This is a genomic window from Paenibacillus sp. P46E, assembly GCF_001909095.1.
Lineage (GTDB): Bacteria > Bacillota > Bacilli > Paenibacillales > Paenibacillaceae > Paenibacillus_AQ > Paenibacillus_AQ helianthi.
Genome location: NZ_LVYZ01000040.1, coordinates 90,225 through 104,399, shown reverse-complemented (window position 1 = coordinate 104,399; position 14,175 = coordinate 90,225). Strand labels below are relative to the sequence as shown.

Below are 14,175 nucleotides of genomic sequence, written 5' to 3'. Positions count from 1 at the left end.
AAGCTAACGGCAGGCGCGGTGGGATCGCAGCATCTGCAGCCGCAGAGCATCTACGGCGGGCATCTGGCGGATGGAACGCTGGAGGAGCGCCATTTGGGCAGCGGCATCATCAAGCTTGAGCATCTGGCAGAAGAAGTCCGCAGCGCGGAGCTGTTGCCGGACGGCAGTATTGGCGGCAATAAGCTAACGGCAGGCGCGGTGGGATCGCAGCATCTGCAGCCGCAGAGCATCTACGGCGGGCATCTGGCGGATGGAACGCTGGAGGAGCGCCATTTGGGCAGCGGCATCATCAAGCTTGAGCATCTGGCAGAAGAAGTCCGCAGCGCGGAGCTGCTGCCGGACGGCAGTATTGGCGGAAGCAAGCTGACGGCAGGTGCGGTAGGACCCTACCATCTAGCTCCGGCCAGTGTATACGGAGGCCATTTATCCCCGGGTTCAGTGGACAGCCGCCATATTCGTCCTGGCAGTATCCATTTTGAACATTTGGCCGAGAGTGCGCTGAGCTCTGAACTCCTGCCGGACGGGAGCATTGACGGAAGCAAGCTGGCAGCAGGAGCGGTAGGATCGCAGCATCTGCAACACCAGAGTATTCAGGGTGGGCATCTGGCGGATGGAACGCTGGAGGTGCGGCATTTGAGCCCCGGCATCATTAAGCTGGAACATCTCGCCGAGGAAACCCTCAGCGCGGAACTGCTGCCGACTGGCAGCATCACCGGAGAGAAGCTCGCTTTTGCCAGCATCGGAACGGAGCATCTGGCCGAAGGTGCAGTGGGGAATTCTGAGCTTCAGGACGAAGCAGTAGATGCCTCCAAAATTACCTCATTCGCAATCCAGTCCCGCCATTTAGAAGAGGATAGCGTACAGGGATATCATATTGCTCCTGGTTCCATCACGAGCGAGCATCTGACTCCCGGCTTGGTCAATGCCGAACACCTGTCGTTCAGTCCGGTACAGAGTGCCGGCAACCGCGAAGTGCTGCAGCAGTTTGGCATGACAGCCTTCATGTTCAATGGTGATGCGGAGAGTGTAGAGGTGACTGTAGCTTTTGATGAAAGCTTCGGCCATACCGGTTATGTCCTTGTCGCCATGACCAATCAACCGTTCTTTCACGCTTCATTGAAGAATAGAGGAGGCGGGGAAGCTGTTATTGAAGTGGTGCGGCTGAGGGAAACCTCCCATTTCTATGGAGTGTTATCCTGGATTGCCCTCGGCACTCCCTTGGTGAAGCCGGTGGCTGATCATCGGGTATATGATTAATCGGCTGACGGGCTGAACTTTAAGGAAATGCGGGATCATCTCAGAGCATGAAGAAGTTATTGTATACGGGGGCGCAGCCAATGGCTGCGCCTTTTGCGCGGTGAAGAACCAGGACTGGCACCTACGATGTTATGTGGAAATTCGGTTCGGATTACTTCAGCCGCTGCCCGTGTCCGCTGCCCGGGATCGCTTCAAGGATACCTTAGCCGGACTCAGCAGCGAGCGGGCATTTGTCCAAATTTCTGTCTGGAGGGAGACACTTGCCGTTACCCGGGACAGCATAATACATAGACTGTGATGTAACCCTCAGCCCGGAGACCATGTCCTGCAAGGAAGGTGGATGAGCTTGAAGCATACACGTACATCTGCCCGCCGCACGGGTCGGCGGGCTTTGCGACCAACGCGGAGGATTCCCCGGCCAGTGCGCTCTGCTATGCTGCGCGCTGCGGCCAACCACCCGGAGCCTTATGTGTCGGTAATCATTCCGGCCATGAATGAAGCTGGAACGATTGCCAAGGTGATTGCCGGAGCGAGAGGAGTCCATCCCCGTTGTGAGGTTATTGTTGTTGTTAATGGCTCTGCTGATCATACGGCAGACATTGCATTGTCACTGGGTGCTCAGGTCATTCTCTTTGAGCAGCCGCTCGGACATGATGTGGGCCGAAGTATCGGAGCAGAGGCTGCGAAGGGAGAAGTGCTGCTTTTTACGGATGGTGATCTGGTCATTCCTGCCTCACAGCTGCGTCCTTTTGTGGCCGCAGTCAGTCAAGGTACAGATGTAGCTCTGAATAATTATTCCGGTCCGGTCCGCGGCAAATTCCCGCATCCGGTAGTGCTCTCCAAGCATGCGCTCAACATTATCCTGGGCCGTCCGGACCTGAAAGGCTGCTCAATGACAGCAGTGCCCCACGCGCTCAGCCGTAAAGCATTTGCAGGTCTGGGAAGCAGTCTATTATCACGGCCGCCCCTGGCACATGCACAGGCTGTGCTTGACGGCCTGGTTGTGAAGGCGGTGCATAAGATCCCTGTCGGTAAGCTGAATGCAATCCGCCCTAAGCGGGCGGGGGCTGATCCGTTGCGCGAGGTCATCCTCAGGGATCATCTTGATGCGGCAGGCTTGGTGATTGAGCGCAGAGGCGAAAGAGCAGGCTTCAGTGACGGGAACCGGCGAAGGGAGATGGTGAGATGATAGCCGAGATGCCAGACGCTGTAACCAGCTCCCGTCAAAAGGCGACTGTATCTGCGGCGCATTCCACCCGCCGCTCTAGGGCAAAAGCGCGGCAGGCTCCGGCTGTACGGAAGACACGGGCTGGTGCACCTGGTTCATCTGCCCATGGCAGTTCTGCAGCAGCCCTTGTCCTGGCAGCGCGAGCTTCACCTTCCCGCCGAAAGGGGGCGGGCCGTTCCGCCGCCCGGCCCAAGAAGGCCAAATCGCCTGCTGCCGGTGGAGCCGCAGTCCGCCGGAGCACCGCAGGCAGTCCTGCTTCCGTCCGTCACGGGGCAGGCAGCCCCCTTCATCACCTTGCGGCGGGAGGTTATGCCCGGGATTCCGCCGTCTACCGGGGAGTAAAGCCCCAGCTGCCGCAATGGGGCGGCTCCCTGTCGGTGATTATATCCGCCCGCAATGAAATGCGAACCCTGCCAGGACTGTTGAAGCAGGTGCAGCAGCTGCATCCGGCTGAAATCATCGTAGTGCTGAATGGGTGCACGGATGATAGTTATAAGTACACCCGGCTGTGTAAGCAGGCTACAGTGGTGCACTGCCCTGAATCTGCCGGGCATGACGTAGGCCGGGCACTTGGGGCTAAGCTCAGCCGGGGCGACATCCTGCTGTTCCTCGATGGCGATATGGTCATCTCTGCGCCGCAGCTGGCCATTTTTGCAGCGGCAGTGGACGGTGGGGTAGACGTGGCATTGAATGATCTGGATGGGCTGCTGCCCTCATTTGATCTATGCGATGATGTTACCCGCTGCAAGCTGTATCTGAACAGTGTTCTGGGGCGGAGCGATCTGGGCGTCAGCTCGATGACCGCCGTGCCGCATGCCCTGTCACGGCGGGCCTTGGAGCGGATCGGCTACCGTGAGCTGATGGTCCCGCCCAAAGCACAGGCGCTCTCGATTATAGAGCAGCTGCGGGTAGAGAAAGCCGGGACGGTAAACGTCATTAAGCATAACCGTCTCCGCCAGGGAAACATAGGAGCCGGCAATGCCATGGAGCAGCTGATTGCCGGTGACCATGCCGAAGCACTGCTCCGGGTGCTGATCCACCGCGACAAAAATGGGGGGCTCACCGGTGAAAGCCTGCTGGAGCAGCGGCGGCAAATGGCAGCCTGGAGGAACAGCATATGACAATGACCAGTATTATTATTCCTACGTACAATAGGGTCGGCCTGCTGCGCTCCTGTGTCGAATCCATTAAGGCTCATACTGAATCCGCTTATGAAATAATCGTGGTCGACAACGCATCAACGGATGGCACAGACGTTTACTGCCGCGAGAATAAACTGACCTTTATTTCACTCCCAGCCAACCGGGGGTTTCCGGTGGCCTGTAATCTGGGGCTGCAGCTGGCCTCGGGCGATGAACTGCTGCTGCTGAACAATGACGTTATTGTGCCGAGGGGCTGGCTTGAGCGTTTGAAACATGCCTTGTACAGTGCTCCGGACATTGGCATCGTGGGACCTGTAACGAATTATGCCAGCGGGCGGCAGCGGGTAAGTACAACGTATACGGATATTGCAGAATTTCACGCCGAGGCTGAGCGGGTGAGTCTTCAAGGGCACCACGGGTGGAGTGAAACACGTCGGCTGATCGGGTTATGCTTTTTATTGAAAAGAGAGCTGATGGAAACCATTGGACTCCTGGATGAGCGGTACTCGCCCGGACATTATGAGGACGATGATTACTGCTACCGTGCCCGGCTGCGGGGCTACCGGCTGCTGATAGCCGGGAATTGCCTTGTGCATCATGAGGGAAGCGCCAGCTTCAAGGAGGTCTACTCCTCCGGGCTTCAGGAGCTGGTCGAACGGGGCCGCAGGATGTTTATGGACAAATGGAATATAGATCCTGCGCAGTTCATTTAAAAGGTTGACCCAAAGGCTAAAGCCACAGATAAAAAGGAGGAAAGTAAGTGAAAGGAGTCATACTGGCGGGCGGAACAGGATCAAGACTATATCCGCTGACCCGGCTTATGAACAAACATTTGCTTCCGGTCGGCAAATATCCCATGGTGTGTTACGGTATAGACCGCTTGCGCCAGGGGGGCATAACCGATATTCTCCTGGTCATCAGCAAGCAGTCCGCGGGGCAATATACGGATTTTTTAGGCAGCGGCGCAGAGTTTGGCGTCTCTCTGACTTACAAAATTCAGGAGGCTGCCGGAGGCATTGCAGAGGCACTGGAGCTGGCAAAAGGATTCATTCACCCAGGTGAGCGGTTTGTTGTGCTGCTTGGTGATAATCTGTTTATGGATGATTTGACACCTTATCTGAAGCAGTATCTGCAGCAGCCTCAGGGGACGGCCAAGGTCTTGCTGAAACCGGTGGAGGATGCACGCAGATACGGCGTCCCGGTGTTCGACAGTCAGAATACCGGCTTAATTGCTTACATCGAAGAGAAGCCGGAGCATCCGAAGACAAAATATTGTGTAACCGGCATTTACATGTACGATGAGGCTGTATTTGATATTATCCGGCGTGTGTCTCCTTCCCAAAGAGGGGAGCTTGAGATTACCGATGTGAACAATATCTACGCTGCAGACCGTAGACTCAGTTATGATGTACTCAAGGAATGGTGGAGTGACGCCGGAACATTCCAGTCTCTGTACGAAGCTGGAGAAAAGCTGAAAAACACGCTGCCATGAGGCGCGTGTTTTTTTGCGTCGGGCTAGCGGCACGCCAATAGCGGCAAAAATGCCGTTGTTGCGGCCGGAACCGGCCAGCGGCACGCCAATAGCGGCAGAAATGCCGTTGTTGCGGCCGGAATCGGCCAGCGGCACGCCAATAGCGGCAAAAATGCCGTTGTTGCCGCCGAAACCAGCCAGCGGCATACCAATAGCGGCAAAAGTGCCGTTGTTGCCGCCGAAACCGGCCAGCGGCACGCCAATAGCGGCAAAAATGCCGTTGTTGCCGCCGAAACCGGCTAGCGGCACGCCAATAGCGGCAGAAATGCCGTTGTTGCCGCCGGAATCGGCCAGCGGCATGCCAATAGCGGCAGAAGTGCCGTTGTTGCCGCCGGTACCCGCCAGCGGCACGCCAATAGCGGCAAAAATGCCGTTGTTGCCGCCGGTACCCGCCAGCGGCACGCCAATAGCGGCAGAAGTGCCGTTGTTGCCGCCGGTACCCGCCAGCGGCAACAACGGCTAACAATCTGCCTTTACTTCTCCCGCAGCTTCACAACCAGTTGCAGCATAGCGTCCGCGTCAGGCCAGGGTCCCTGCCGGAGTCTGGGCGGCAGGCCGTGCGATCCGCCACCAGATCAGCTCATCAGCCTCCCGGTGCTTTTGCGCGCCAAGGTGTATAAGCACTTTGTGAGAGGCTGCATTGTCCTTTTCGGTATCGGCGATAACCCAGAGCGCCCGGGGATCGCTGAAGATCCAGTCGCAGATACACTGCACTGCCTCTGTTGCGTAGCCTTGTCTACGGTGGCTCTCATGGATGACATAACCCAGGGTGACTTCACCCTGATCATTTGGACAGCCTTTGAGAATGATGAAGCCGATCAGGCGCTGCTCTTCCCGCTGAATCACCGCCCAGTTCGTCAGCCACGGATAGTTGAGCGGGTCCTGCATTACCTTGGAGTGCCTGATCTGCATGGCATACAGCATTTCATCATCCAGTTCGGTTCCACTGGGGTTCAGGCCCAGCGCCTGCTCCAGTCCAGCATAGTTGATTCCCGCTAAGGATAGCTCAGCCAGTGTTAAAGGCAGTAAATCCACGCGGCCGCTTGCAAGTTTCAAAAGAAATACCTCCGTTCCGGTGTTGCCTTTTCTGAAGTTATTATGTAAATAGTTCAAATCCAACCTCAGCATAATCTCGCAGTTGAACATTTGTCAATCCCTTCCATAACCATTGGCCTAAGCTCGATAACCGCCGTACGATCTCTACCCCCGACGCCCCCGCTGCACCATCTAATTAATGTAAGCTGCGCACCGCACGGGCTTCTGCCGCATATGCTGTAGCAGGGCGTTTGAGCAAAGGAGACATGAAGGTGCAGAGTAAAATAACGAAGGTCCTGCAGCACATGGCCCATACGCACGAACAGATGGCGCGGATTCTCGACGCCGAACGCCACGTCGCCGTCCGTATGTCGCAAATAGTCCATGATCTGCCGGATGTAGAACCTGACTTTGGCGGATTCAGCGGACTGGTGGAGAGCACGGGTCAGGTTAACAAAAATATTATTGCTTACCTGAATGCGATTGCTGATCTGGAAGAGGCGATGGCTGAAGGAGTAGGAAGGGTCATCAAGGAGCTGGGCGGCCAGGAAGAAGAGTAGCGCTTCAGGAGCAGGAGGTGGAAGATGAGCAGAGAAAAAGCTTTTCTGCAAATGCTGGAGTCGTCCGCTACTATCCAGTGGAACATCGCAATGATCCTTGAGGCCAAAGCGGTGGAAGCGGAAAAAGTGAAGCAGTGGACACAGCATCATATCCACGCTAGAGCGTTCGACTCCCATGAAGAACAGTTGAAGGAATCCATCTCCATTCACGAGGTGATCGTGGAAATGGTAGAGGGGCTGACCAAGCTGGAGAACGGATTGTACAGCAATCTAAAAGCAGTGCTGGGCAGCGGTGAAGAAGGCGGAGAAGGATTCGGCGGCATGGCCGGCGAAGGCTTGGATTTCGGGGAGGACAGCAAATGAGCGGCGGGCTGCTCTCTGAACATGCCGTCAAGCTGGAGATGATCCGCTCCATTGCCCGCAGTCAGGCTGCACTTGCGGCCATCCTGGAGAGTATCGCCGAGGTTACAGGGCAATCGGAGCTGACAGCCCGCAAGCTGAGCGACAATATCCGGATACTAAGCCAATATCAAAGCGCGATGTGCCGGATGATGTCCGGTATTTCGCTGCACCAGCCCAAACGGGGAATTCCTGCTGCGCCATGGCTGAGTAGGGCTTGCGCAGGCGGCACCTCTAGAAGTACATGGAGTACAGGAGGAGTAGAAGGATGAAGAAAAAGAAACTTGGAAAGCTGCGTTCAGGCGGCAGAACCCGCAGACGCATACTGCTGTCGCGCAAAGCCAGAGTCCGCAAGGGGCCTTTACGCAAAGCGCGGAGAGGACTGCTCCGCCGGACAGGCAAGACCAAGAGAAGTCTCTTGCTGCGCAGAAAAAGAAGGCTCCGCCGCCGGATTGTCCGGAAAGTGCATGTCATTCAGCCGCCGGTACAGGTAGTAGCCGCTATTGAGGTTCCGCCCGTGCCGCAGGTGGTGCCGCTCCCCCCGGATTTGGGCGTCCCGCCGGAAACGCCCCCGGGAGACGCCTTTCAGCAGGGCTACACCGAAGCATACAACGTGGGGTTCGATGCGGGTTTCGCCAAGGGCTTCGAGGACGGGCATAAGCTGGAGCTTGGCTAATCCGCGCGGAGTCACAGAATGAGCTGCTCTGTAGAGGCCGGGGGATGCATGCCGTCTCTATAGAGCTTTGCGGATTTCTCTGCACTATCGATCGCGTTCACGGATATGATAGACTTCTTAACAGAATCTCTACCAGGTTCAAATGTCGATAGGAAAGCAGGGATGTACATGAGTGGGAATGAGATACGTATTGCACGAAATGATGAGATCGGAGAGATCATGGAGCTGATTGCCAAATGTGTACAGGTCATGCAGGACGGCGGAAGTGACCAATGGGACGATACTTACCCGAACCGTGAGGTCATTGGGAAGGACATTGCGGACGGCACCTTATATGTCTGTGTGGATCAGGCTGCCATCGCCGGCATCATTGTGCTGGACAACAACCAGGCCGGGCAATATGCAGCGATTGACTGGTTAGAGGTGAAGGGGCCGAATCTGATTATGCACCGGCTGGCCGTTCATCCGGAGGCCCAGGGCAAAGGGATTGCCCGCCGGCTGATTGATTTTGCCGAAGAGTATGGCCTCAGCGGCGGCTACACTAGTATTAGGCTGGATACCTATGCCAAGAATAACAGGGCACTAGCTTTGTATTCTTCCCTTGGCTATGAACGCAGAGGCGAAGTGGATTTTCCCGGACGGACAGCGAACTTTCCTGTGTTCGAGAAAGTGCTGGCATCCGGCGCGGAATAATGGACAAGCCTGTGAAGGCGACCGGGGAGCGTTTCAAAGATAAGAAAAAGCATTGTCTAGATGTTTATGTTAGGAAATATAACGTAAAAACAAAATTAAAATCGAAATAGTGCTTTTTCGAACCTGTAAATAACTATATGTCATTTAATCTAACTAATGTTGACAACAAACATGTCTCTAACTTATGATAGGGTTATTCAGCAAGCAATTGAATAATCCTTTTTTTCGTATATCCTTAATAATTGGTTTAAGGGTCTCTACCGGGAACCGTAAATTTCTGGCTACGAAAATATGCCTTGGCATATTTTTGTGGCCATTTTGTGTTAGCGGCGGCTAAGGATTGCAGAAGACAAGGGGGACGGCGAAGATGGCAAACATCCTGATCAAAAACGCAGAGATTATCACAATGAACAAGCAGGAAGAAATTATATATGGAGATATCCGCATCCACGACAACCTGATTACCGAGATTGGCAGTGGCCTTGCGGTGCAGGGGGATGAACGGGTGATTGATGCCACGAACCGCACCGTTATCCCTGGGTTTGTACAAACCCATATACACCTCTGCCAGACGCTGTTCCGGGGCAAAGGGGATGATCTGGAGCTGATGGACTGGCTGCGCAAGCGGATTTGGCCACTCGAAGCGGCGCACGATGAGGAGTCGCTTTACTATTCCGCCATGCTGGGGATTGGGGAGCTAATCTCCAGCGGTACGACGACCATTGTAGATATGGAGACGGTGAATCATACAGATTTTGCGTTTCAGGCGATTGCGAAGAGCGGTATCCGCGCCTTGTCGGGTAAGGTGATGATGGATCAGAAGAACGCCGATGCGCCCGCAGCGCTGCAAGAGGAGACAGCGGCTTCACTGCAGGAGAGTGTGGATCTGCTCGAAAAATGGAACGGGTACGGCGGTGGACGGATTCAGTACGCATTTTCGCCGCGTTTTGTGATCTCCTGTACGGAGCAATTGCTGCGCGAGGTGCGCGACCTGTCAGAGCGCTACGGGGTTAAGGTGCATACGCATGCCTCTGAGAATTTGGGGGAAATCGAGATCGTTCAGGCCATGACCGGGATGCGCAATATCGTCTATCTGGATCATCTGGGGCTGGCGAATGAACGGCTGATTCTGGCGCACTGCGTCTGGGTGGATGAGGAGGAGCGGCGTATCTTACGCGACAGAGGCGTTCATGTCAGCCATTGTCCCGGCTCCAACCTGAAGCTGGCTTCGGGCATCGCTGATACACCGGGCATGCTGCATGATCACATTCATCTCAGCCTTGGCGCAGATGGTGCTCCATGCAACAACAACCTGGATATGTTCAATGAAATGCGGCTGGCCGCCATGATCCAGAAGCCGCAGCATGGGCCGACCACGATGGATGCGAGAAGTGTTTTCCGGATGGCTACGATTGGCGGAGCCCGGGCCGTGGGTATGGAGGATCAGATTGGCAGCATTGAAGTCGGCAAAAAAGCGGATCTGGCGATCCTGAACCTCTATAACTTCCACACCTTCCCTTCCTTCGATGTAGATCCGATCTCCCGTATTGTCTATTCCGCAACCCGGGCCGATGTGGAAACGACGATCATCGACGGCGAAATCCTTATGGATAAAGGTTTGCTGAATACTGTAGACAAGGACACGGTGCTGCATGAAGCCAACCGTTCCATTAAAAGACTGCTGGCGCATACTTCGCTGGTCTAATATATCCGCTAACGATCTGACAAGCAGAGGGGAGAGGCCCTCTGCTTTTTTTTGACTTTTTTAGTGATTCCGGGAACCTTTCTATTAGAATTAAGGTCATATCAAGTGAGGTGAAGACGTTGGAACTGGGATGGGAATTGGAACAGCAGCAGCTGGCGCATATAGCAGTCATGAGCGAGGAACAGCTGAGGCGGATTATGGGTTTTTACGGCGATGATATATGGAATTATATTTATTACCTCACCAAAAGCGCCGATATGGCGGATGATCTGGCACAGGAGGTATTTATTAAATGTTATTACCGGATCGGAACCTACCGGGGGTCCTCTTCCTTGAAGGCATGGTTGTTCACCATCGCGAGGAACACCGTATTTTCCCACCGCAAATCGCGGTTTTTCCGGTCGGGGCTCTGGGGCGGTGTACAGACCATCACTAGAGCGGAACCCGCCAAGAACAGCTTCCCTGATGAACTGCTGGGAACGGTCCGTTCTGCGGAGATGGAGTACCTTGGCAACCGCCGGATGGATGAGATCTGGAGTGTGATCCTGCAGCTTCCCGACAAGTTCCGTGAGGTGCTGGTGCTGGATCTGAAAGCGGAGTTGTCCATTCAGGAAATCGCCGGATTGACCGGACTCTCAACGGGAACCGTCAAATCCAGGCTGCACCGCGCGAGGCATAAAGTCCAGGAGAAATTAAGGGGGATGGAGTCATGAGGGAGCGGGAGCCGAAGTGGTATGAAGAAGCGCGGAACGGTCCATTCCGGGAATCACGGTTCACAGATGCAGCAGCCGATAAGGTCATTATGCGTGTACGAAACGGTGTGCCGGGACCGGAACGGGCAGGCCGAAAGCTGCGGCGAAGCTTCATAGCGGCTGCGGTCATTCTACTGCTGGCCGTAGCCGGAGCGGTCCTGCAGCAGAAAGGACTACTGGGGGAAGGCAGACAGGCAGGCTTGTTCTACCAGGAGGTGAAGCCCCCCGACCTCACTGATGCCGGACTCCGCAAGACAGCCGAGCGCGTAATGCAGGAGCAGCTTGGGAAGAAGCTGCCTTTTGTGGGGCTGGAGCGGATGGATAGAATCAATGAAGCCAGGCTGGTTTTTGGAGAAGGGGAGTTTCCCAGCACCTTCAGAATAAATACACGGACTGGCGATGTAAAAGAGTGGAATATGACCGCCTATTATAGCCTTAAAGAAATCGATCCAAAGCTGATCAGCGATGCCACCGGGAACCTGCGGGACAGCGGGTATGACGGGGGGTTTACAGTTTCCGGGCTCAAGAAGAACGTACAGTACTGGCAGAAAGCTGATCGAGCCATCCAGATCCATGAGGTTCTCCTCGGAAAAGAAGGACGAATCGATTATGCTAACGGTATTTATGCCGGGGCGACCCTCAACCTGGACGCTAAAGAGGTGGGTGATGAGGGGATACAGAAATCGGATCAGGCGCTTAAGCTGCTTAGAGGCGAGGGTGAAGATCACTTGTATCAGATTACAAGGGGACTGGGGGCAGAGTGGGATGTCATCAATTTCATCTATGGAGAGGATGAAAATGGGCCTTCCAGAGTGATAATGGATTATGCAACACATGACATTCTGCAGGTTGAGGACAACACTTTATATATTGAAGGATCCTATGATTCTGGAATTCGCGGAGAGCAAGATACGAAGCTGCTGGCTATGGATAATGCCAAGCTTCAGAGCTCGGCCGCAGCTATTGCTGATAAGCTATTCGGTATCCGGCTGGAGGATTATACGGTTGTTAACAAAAGGATAGGGAACATTACATTTGAGAGCCGGGGGGGGATGTTTCGTATCAACGCCTCGTTCAACTATAATGGAGTATTCTACAGTATGGGCCGGCAGATGAGCACTTCTGAATGATGAGATGAGGGATCATAAATAATGGATATGAAGGGACGTGTGCCTGTAAAGGCGGCGTCCTTTTGTTTGTTTACCGTGTAGAGTATTGCTATACTAGAGAAATGTGATATTTTACAGAAAAAGAGAATTGGGTTTACAAAATCATCTAGATGCTAAGAGGGGAAGTTATGAACGAGAGTAAGCCTGTGCGGATAGGGGCACATTTCTATATCGTGGCGGGGCTGGTCTGGCTGAAGCTGCTGCTGCTGCGGTGGCTGTTTTTTGACCGGATTGCCTGGGAGTGGATTGCCGCAGATTTGGCACCGGTGCTGCTGTTGATGGGAATCCTGGCCCTGGTCCTTCCGGCCCGGCTGAAGACGGGGGCCTACTGGGTAATCAACGGCTTGTTATCGCTGCTGTTGTTTGCGGCCAGTGTCTATTTCAATCATTTTGGCTCGGTTCCAACGTACCTGGCCCTGTATGAGCTGAATCAGGTCTTTCAGGTAAAAGAGAGTGTAGAGTCTACGATTCAGATTGTGGATTATCTGTTTTTTGCGGATCTTGTGGTCGTAGTAGTCTACCGGCTGTTCCGCCGATGGAAAAGAGGGGCGGCCTTTTCGCCGCGCCGCTATGTCTCACCGGGCGCTCGGAGAGCGCAGTGGATCGTGATACTGGTTGCGATTATCGGCGGCGGATCGTTGTCAGCCTACTCCATTCACGCGGCCCGCGGAATTACCAACGAGCTGGTGCAGGCGGAGAGCACGGGATTCCTGAATTATGAGGTATTCGCAGTAATGAAATCCCAGGAGGATAACGGCCTCATCGGTACTGGGGATATCCACGAAACCATTGCCAAGGTTGATGCACTTGAGGCTTCTTATCCCTACAGCAGCAAGCCTGCGGGAACGGTACCCGATGATTTCGGTTCGCAAAAAGGGAAGAATGTAATTGTAATTCAGATGGAAGCCTTTCAGAACTTTCCGCTGCATCAGTCGCTGAACGGTCAGGAGCTGACGCCGGTGCTGAACGGTTTGGCTGGGGAAGGCTTTTATTTTCCGCATGTCTACCAGCAGATTGGGGCGGGTAACACCTCGGATGCCGAGTTTATGAGCAATACCTCCATTTATCCGATTGCAACGCTTGCAATGTCCACAGGCTTCGGAGACCGGGTGCTGCCGAGCCTGCCGCGTCTTTTGCAGGATAAAGGTTATGAGGCGTATACGTTTCATGTGAACAAGGTGGGCTTCTGGAACCGCAACGAGCTGTATTCGGCGCTGGGCTTCAATGGCTATTATGACAAGAGAGCCTTCAAAAATGACCATTTCAATGCCTTCGGTGCTTCCGACGAGCAGCTCTATATTACGGCCGTTGAGAAGCTGGCTGCATTGCAGTCCAAGGGAACGCCATTCTATGCCCAGCTGGTGACGGCCTCCAGTCATCATCCCTTCAAAATCCCGGATGCCTTCAAAAAAATCACCCTGCCGGACAAATTGCAGAATACCATGCTGGGCGACTATTTGACAGCCATCAACTATACCGATTTTGCTGTAGGAACACTTATCGAAGGACTGAAGCAAAATGGGCTCTGGGACAACACCGTGCTGGTGCTGTACGGTGACCATTTTGGGCTGCAGCCGCAGGATGTTCCTCCGGAGCAGGTGGAGGAGGCACTCGGAATCCCTTACGATTCGCGGATCAGCCGCTTCAATATCCCGCTCATTATCCATGCACCGGGAATGGCAAAGGGCCAGGTTGTGGAGCGCACCGGAGGGCAGCTGGATATCTTGCCAACCCTTGCGAATCTGCTGGGAGTATCGCTGAAGCAGGTGGGCTTCACGGCCTTCGGGCATGACCTGCTTAATATTGACCGCAATGTGGTAGGGATGCGCTATTATTCGCCGACAGGAACTTTTTTCAATGATAAGATTATGTTCGTGCCGGGCAAGGGCTTCGAAGATGGCGAGGCAGTATCGCTGGATACGCTTCAGCCTGTGACGGATTACAGTCAATATCAGAGTGATTATGATTATATTCTGAAGCTGATGGGCTTATCGGACGAATATGTGAAGCTGCTTCCGCAGCGGTAAG

General features: G+C 54.4%; 17 protein-coding genes and 1 riboswitch. Of the genes, 15 read left to right on the top strand and 2 right to left on the bottom strand.

Annotation, left to right across the window (positions count from 1 at the left end; translation table 11 throughout):
* The 5 genes from A3849_RS14515 to A3849_RS14495 form a co-directional block, all read left to right on the top strand.
* A partial coding sequence (locus tag A3849_RS14515) for a WIAG-tail domain (RefSeq protein WP_143191824.1) occupies window positions 1-1,257 on the top strand: 1,257 nt, incomplete at its 5' end.
* Between the two features lie 340 nt (window positions 1,258-1,597).
* Complete coding sequence (locus A3849_RS14510) at window positions 1,598-2,446, top strand: glycosyltransferase family 2 protein (RefSeq protein ID WP_074112060.1); 849 nt, start codon at window positions 1,598-1,600, stop codon at window positions 2,444-2,446.
* A complete protein-coding gene (locus A3849_RS14505) occupies window positions 2,443-3,606 on the top strand; it encodes a glycosyltransferase family 2 protein (RefSeq protein ID WP_074112059.1) in 1,164 nt (387 codons plus the stop codon). The genes A3849_RS14510 and A3849_RS14505 overlap by 4 nt, the downstream gene beginning before the upstream one ends.
* Window positions 3,603-4,340, top strand: coding sequence for a glycosyltransferase family 2 protein (locus A3849_RS14500; protein WP_074112058.1), 738 nt, complete (start codon window positions 3,603-3,605; stop codon window positions 4,338-4,340). Before A3849_RS14505 ends, A3849_RS14500 begins: the two co-directional genes overlap by 4 nt.
* A 47-nt stretch (window positions 4,341-4,387) precedes the next feature.
* A complete protein-coding gene (locus A3849_RS14495; RefSeq protein WP_074112057.1) occupies window positions 4,388-5,119 on the top strand; it encodes a sugar phosphate nucleotidyltransferase in 732 nt (243 codons plus the stop codon).
* A gap of 23 nt (window positions 5,120-5,142) precedes the next feature.
* Here the strand turns inward: A3849_RS14495 and A3849_RS32435 are convergent, their stop codons facing one another.
* Window positions 5,143-5,370 (bottom strand): hypothetical protein, encoded by a 228-nt coding sequence (locus A3849_RS32435; protein WP_143191823.1) that lies wholly within the window; start codon window positions 5,368-5,370, stop codon window positions 5,143-5,145.
* A gap of 8 nt (window positions 5,371-5,378) precedes the next feature.
* Between A3849_RS32435 and A3849_RS32430 the strand changes: the two genes are divergently transcribed.
* Window positions 5,379-5,621, top strand: coding sequence for a hypothetical protein (locus tag A3849_RS32430; RefSeq protein ID WP_143191822.1), 243 nt, complete (start codon window positions 5,379-5,381; stop codon window positions 5,619-5,621).
* A 56-nt stretch (window positions 5,622-5,677) separates the two neighbouring features.
* On the opposite strand, the gene A3849_RS14485 is transcribed toward A3849_RS32430, so the two are convergent.
* Window positions 5,678-6,214 carry a GNAT family N-acetyltransferase gene (locus tag A3849_RS14485; protein WP_256700775.1) on the bottom strand — a complete coding sequence of 179 codons (537 nt, stop codon included), beginning with the start codon at window positions 6,212-6,214 and terminating at the stop codon, window positions 5,678-5,680.
* Window positions 6,215-6,459: 245 nt separating this feature from the next.
* Between A3849_RS14485 and A3849_RS14480 the strand changes: the two genes are divergently transcribed.
* The 9 genes from A3849_RS14480 to A3849_RS14440 all read left to right on the top strand — a co-directional run bounded on the left by A3849_RS14480 (window position 6,460) and on the right by A3849_RS14440 (window position 14,174).
* Entirely contained in the window at window positions 6,460-6,753 is a 294-nt protein-coding gene (locus A3849_RS14480; RefSeq protein ID WP_083606978.1) for a nucleoside-diphosphate sugar epimerase, read from the top strand.
* A gap of 24 nt (window positions 6,754-6,777) precedes the next feature.
* Window positions 6,778-7,116, top strand: a complete 339-nt coding sequence (locus A3849_RS14475; RefSeq protein WP_074112055.1) for an alpha-helical endospore appendage domain-containing protein — start codon at window positions 6,778-6,780, stop codon at window positions 7,114-7,116.
* On the top strand, window positions 7,113-7,424 hold the full coding sequence (locus A3849_RS14470) for a hypothetical protein (protein ID WP_074112054.1): 312 nt from the start codon (window positions 7,113-7,115) through the stop codon (window positions 7,422-7,424). The genes A3849_RS14475 and A3849_RS14470 overlap by 4 nt, the downstream gene beginning before the upstream one ends.
* On the top strand, window positions 7,421-7,828 hold the full coding sequence (locus tag A3849_RS14465) for a hypothetical protein (RefSeq protein ID WP_074112053.1): 408 nt from the start codon (window positions 7,421-7,423) through the stop codon (window positions 7,826-7,828). The genes A3849_RS14470 and A3849_RS14465 overlap by 4 nt, the downstream gene beginning before the upstream one ends.
* 168 nt (window positions 7,829-7,996) lie before the next feature.
* A complete protein-coding gene (locus A3849_RS14460; RefSeq protein ID WP_074112072.1) occupies window positions 7,997-8,521 on the top strand; it encodes a GNAT family N-acetyltransferase in 525 nt (174 codons plus the stop codon).
* Between the two features lie 205 nt (window positions 8,522-8,726).
* A riboswitch (purine riboswitch) is annotated at window positions 8,727-8,825 on the top strand.
* 63 nt (window positions 8,826-8,888) lie between these two features.
* Window positions 8,889-10,226, top strand: coding sequence for a 5'-deoxyadenosine deaminase (locus tag A3849_RS14455; protein WP_074112052.1), 1,338 nt, complete (start codon window positions 8,889-8,891; stop codon window positions 10,224-10,226).
* 119 nt (window positions 10,227-10,345) lie between these two features.
* Window positions 10,346-10,939: an RNA polymerase sigma factor gene (locus A3849_RS14450; RefSeq protein ID WP_306010706.1), complete on the top strand. Its 594-nt coding sequence runs from the start codon at window positions 10,346-10,348 to the stop codon at window positions 10,937-10,939.
* Window positions 10,936-12,108 carry a hypothetical protein gene (locus tag A3849_RS14445; RefSeq protein ID WP_074112051.1) on the top strand — a complete coding sequence of 391 codons (1,173 nt, stop codon included), beginning with the start codon at window positions 10,936-10,938 and terminating at the stop codon, window positions 12,106-12,108. Before A3849_RS14450 ends, A3849_RS14445 begins: the two co-directional genes overlap by 4 nt.
* A gap of 167 nt (window positions 12,109-12,275) precedes the next feature.
* Window positions 12,276-14,174 (top strand): LTA synthase family protein, encoded by a 1,899-nt coding sequence (locus A3849_RS14440; protein ID WP_074112050.1) that lies wholly within the window; start codon window positions 12,276-12,278, stop codon window positions 14,172-14,174.
* Window position 14,175: the final 1 nt, after the last annotated feature.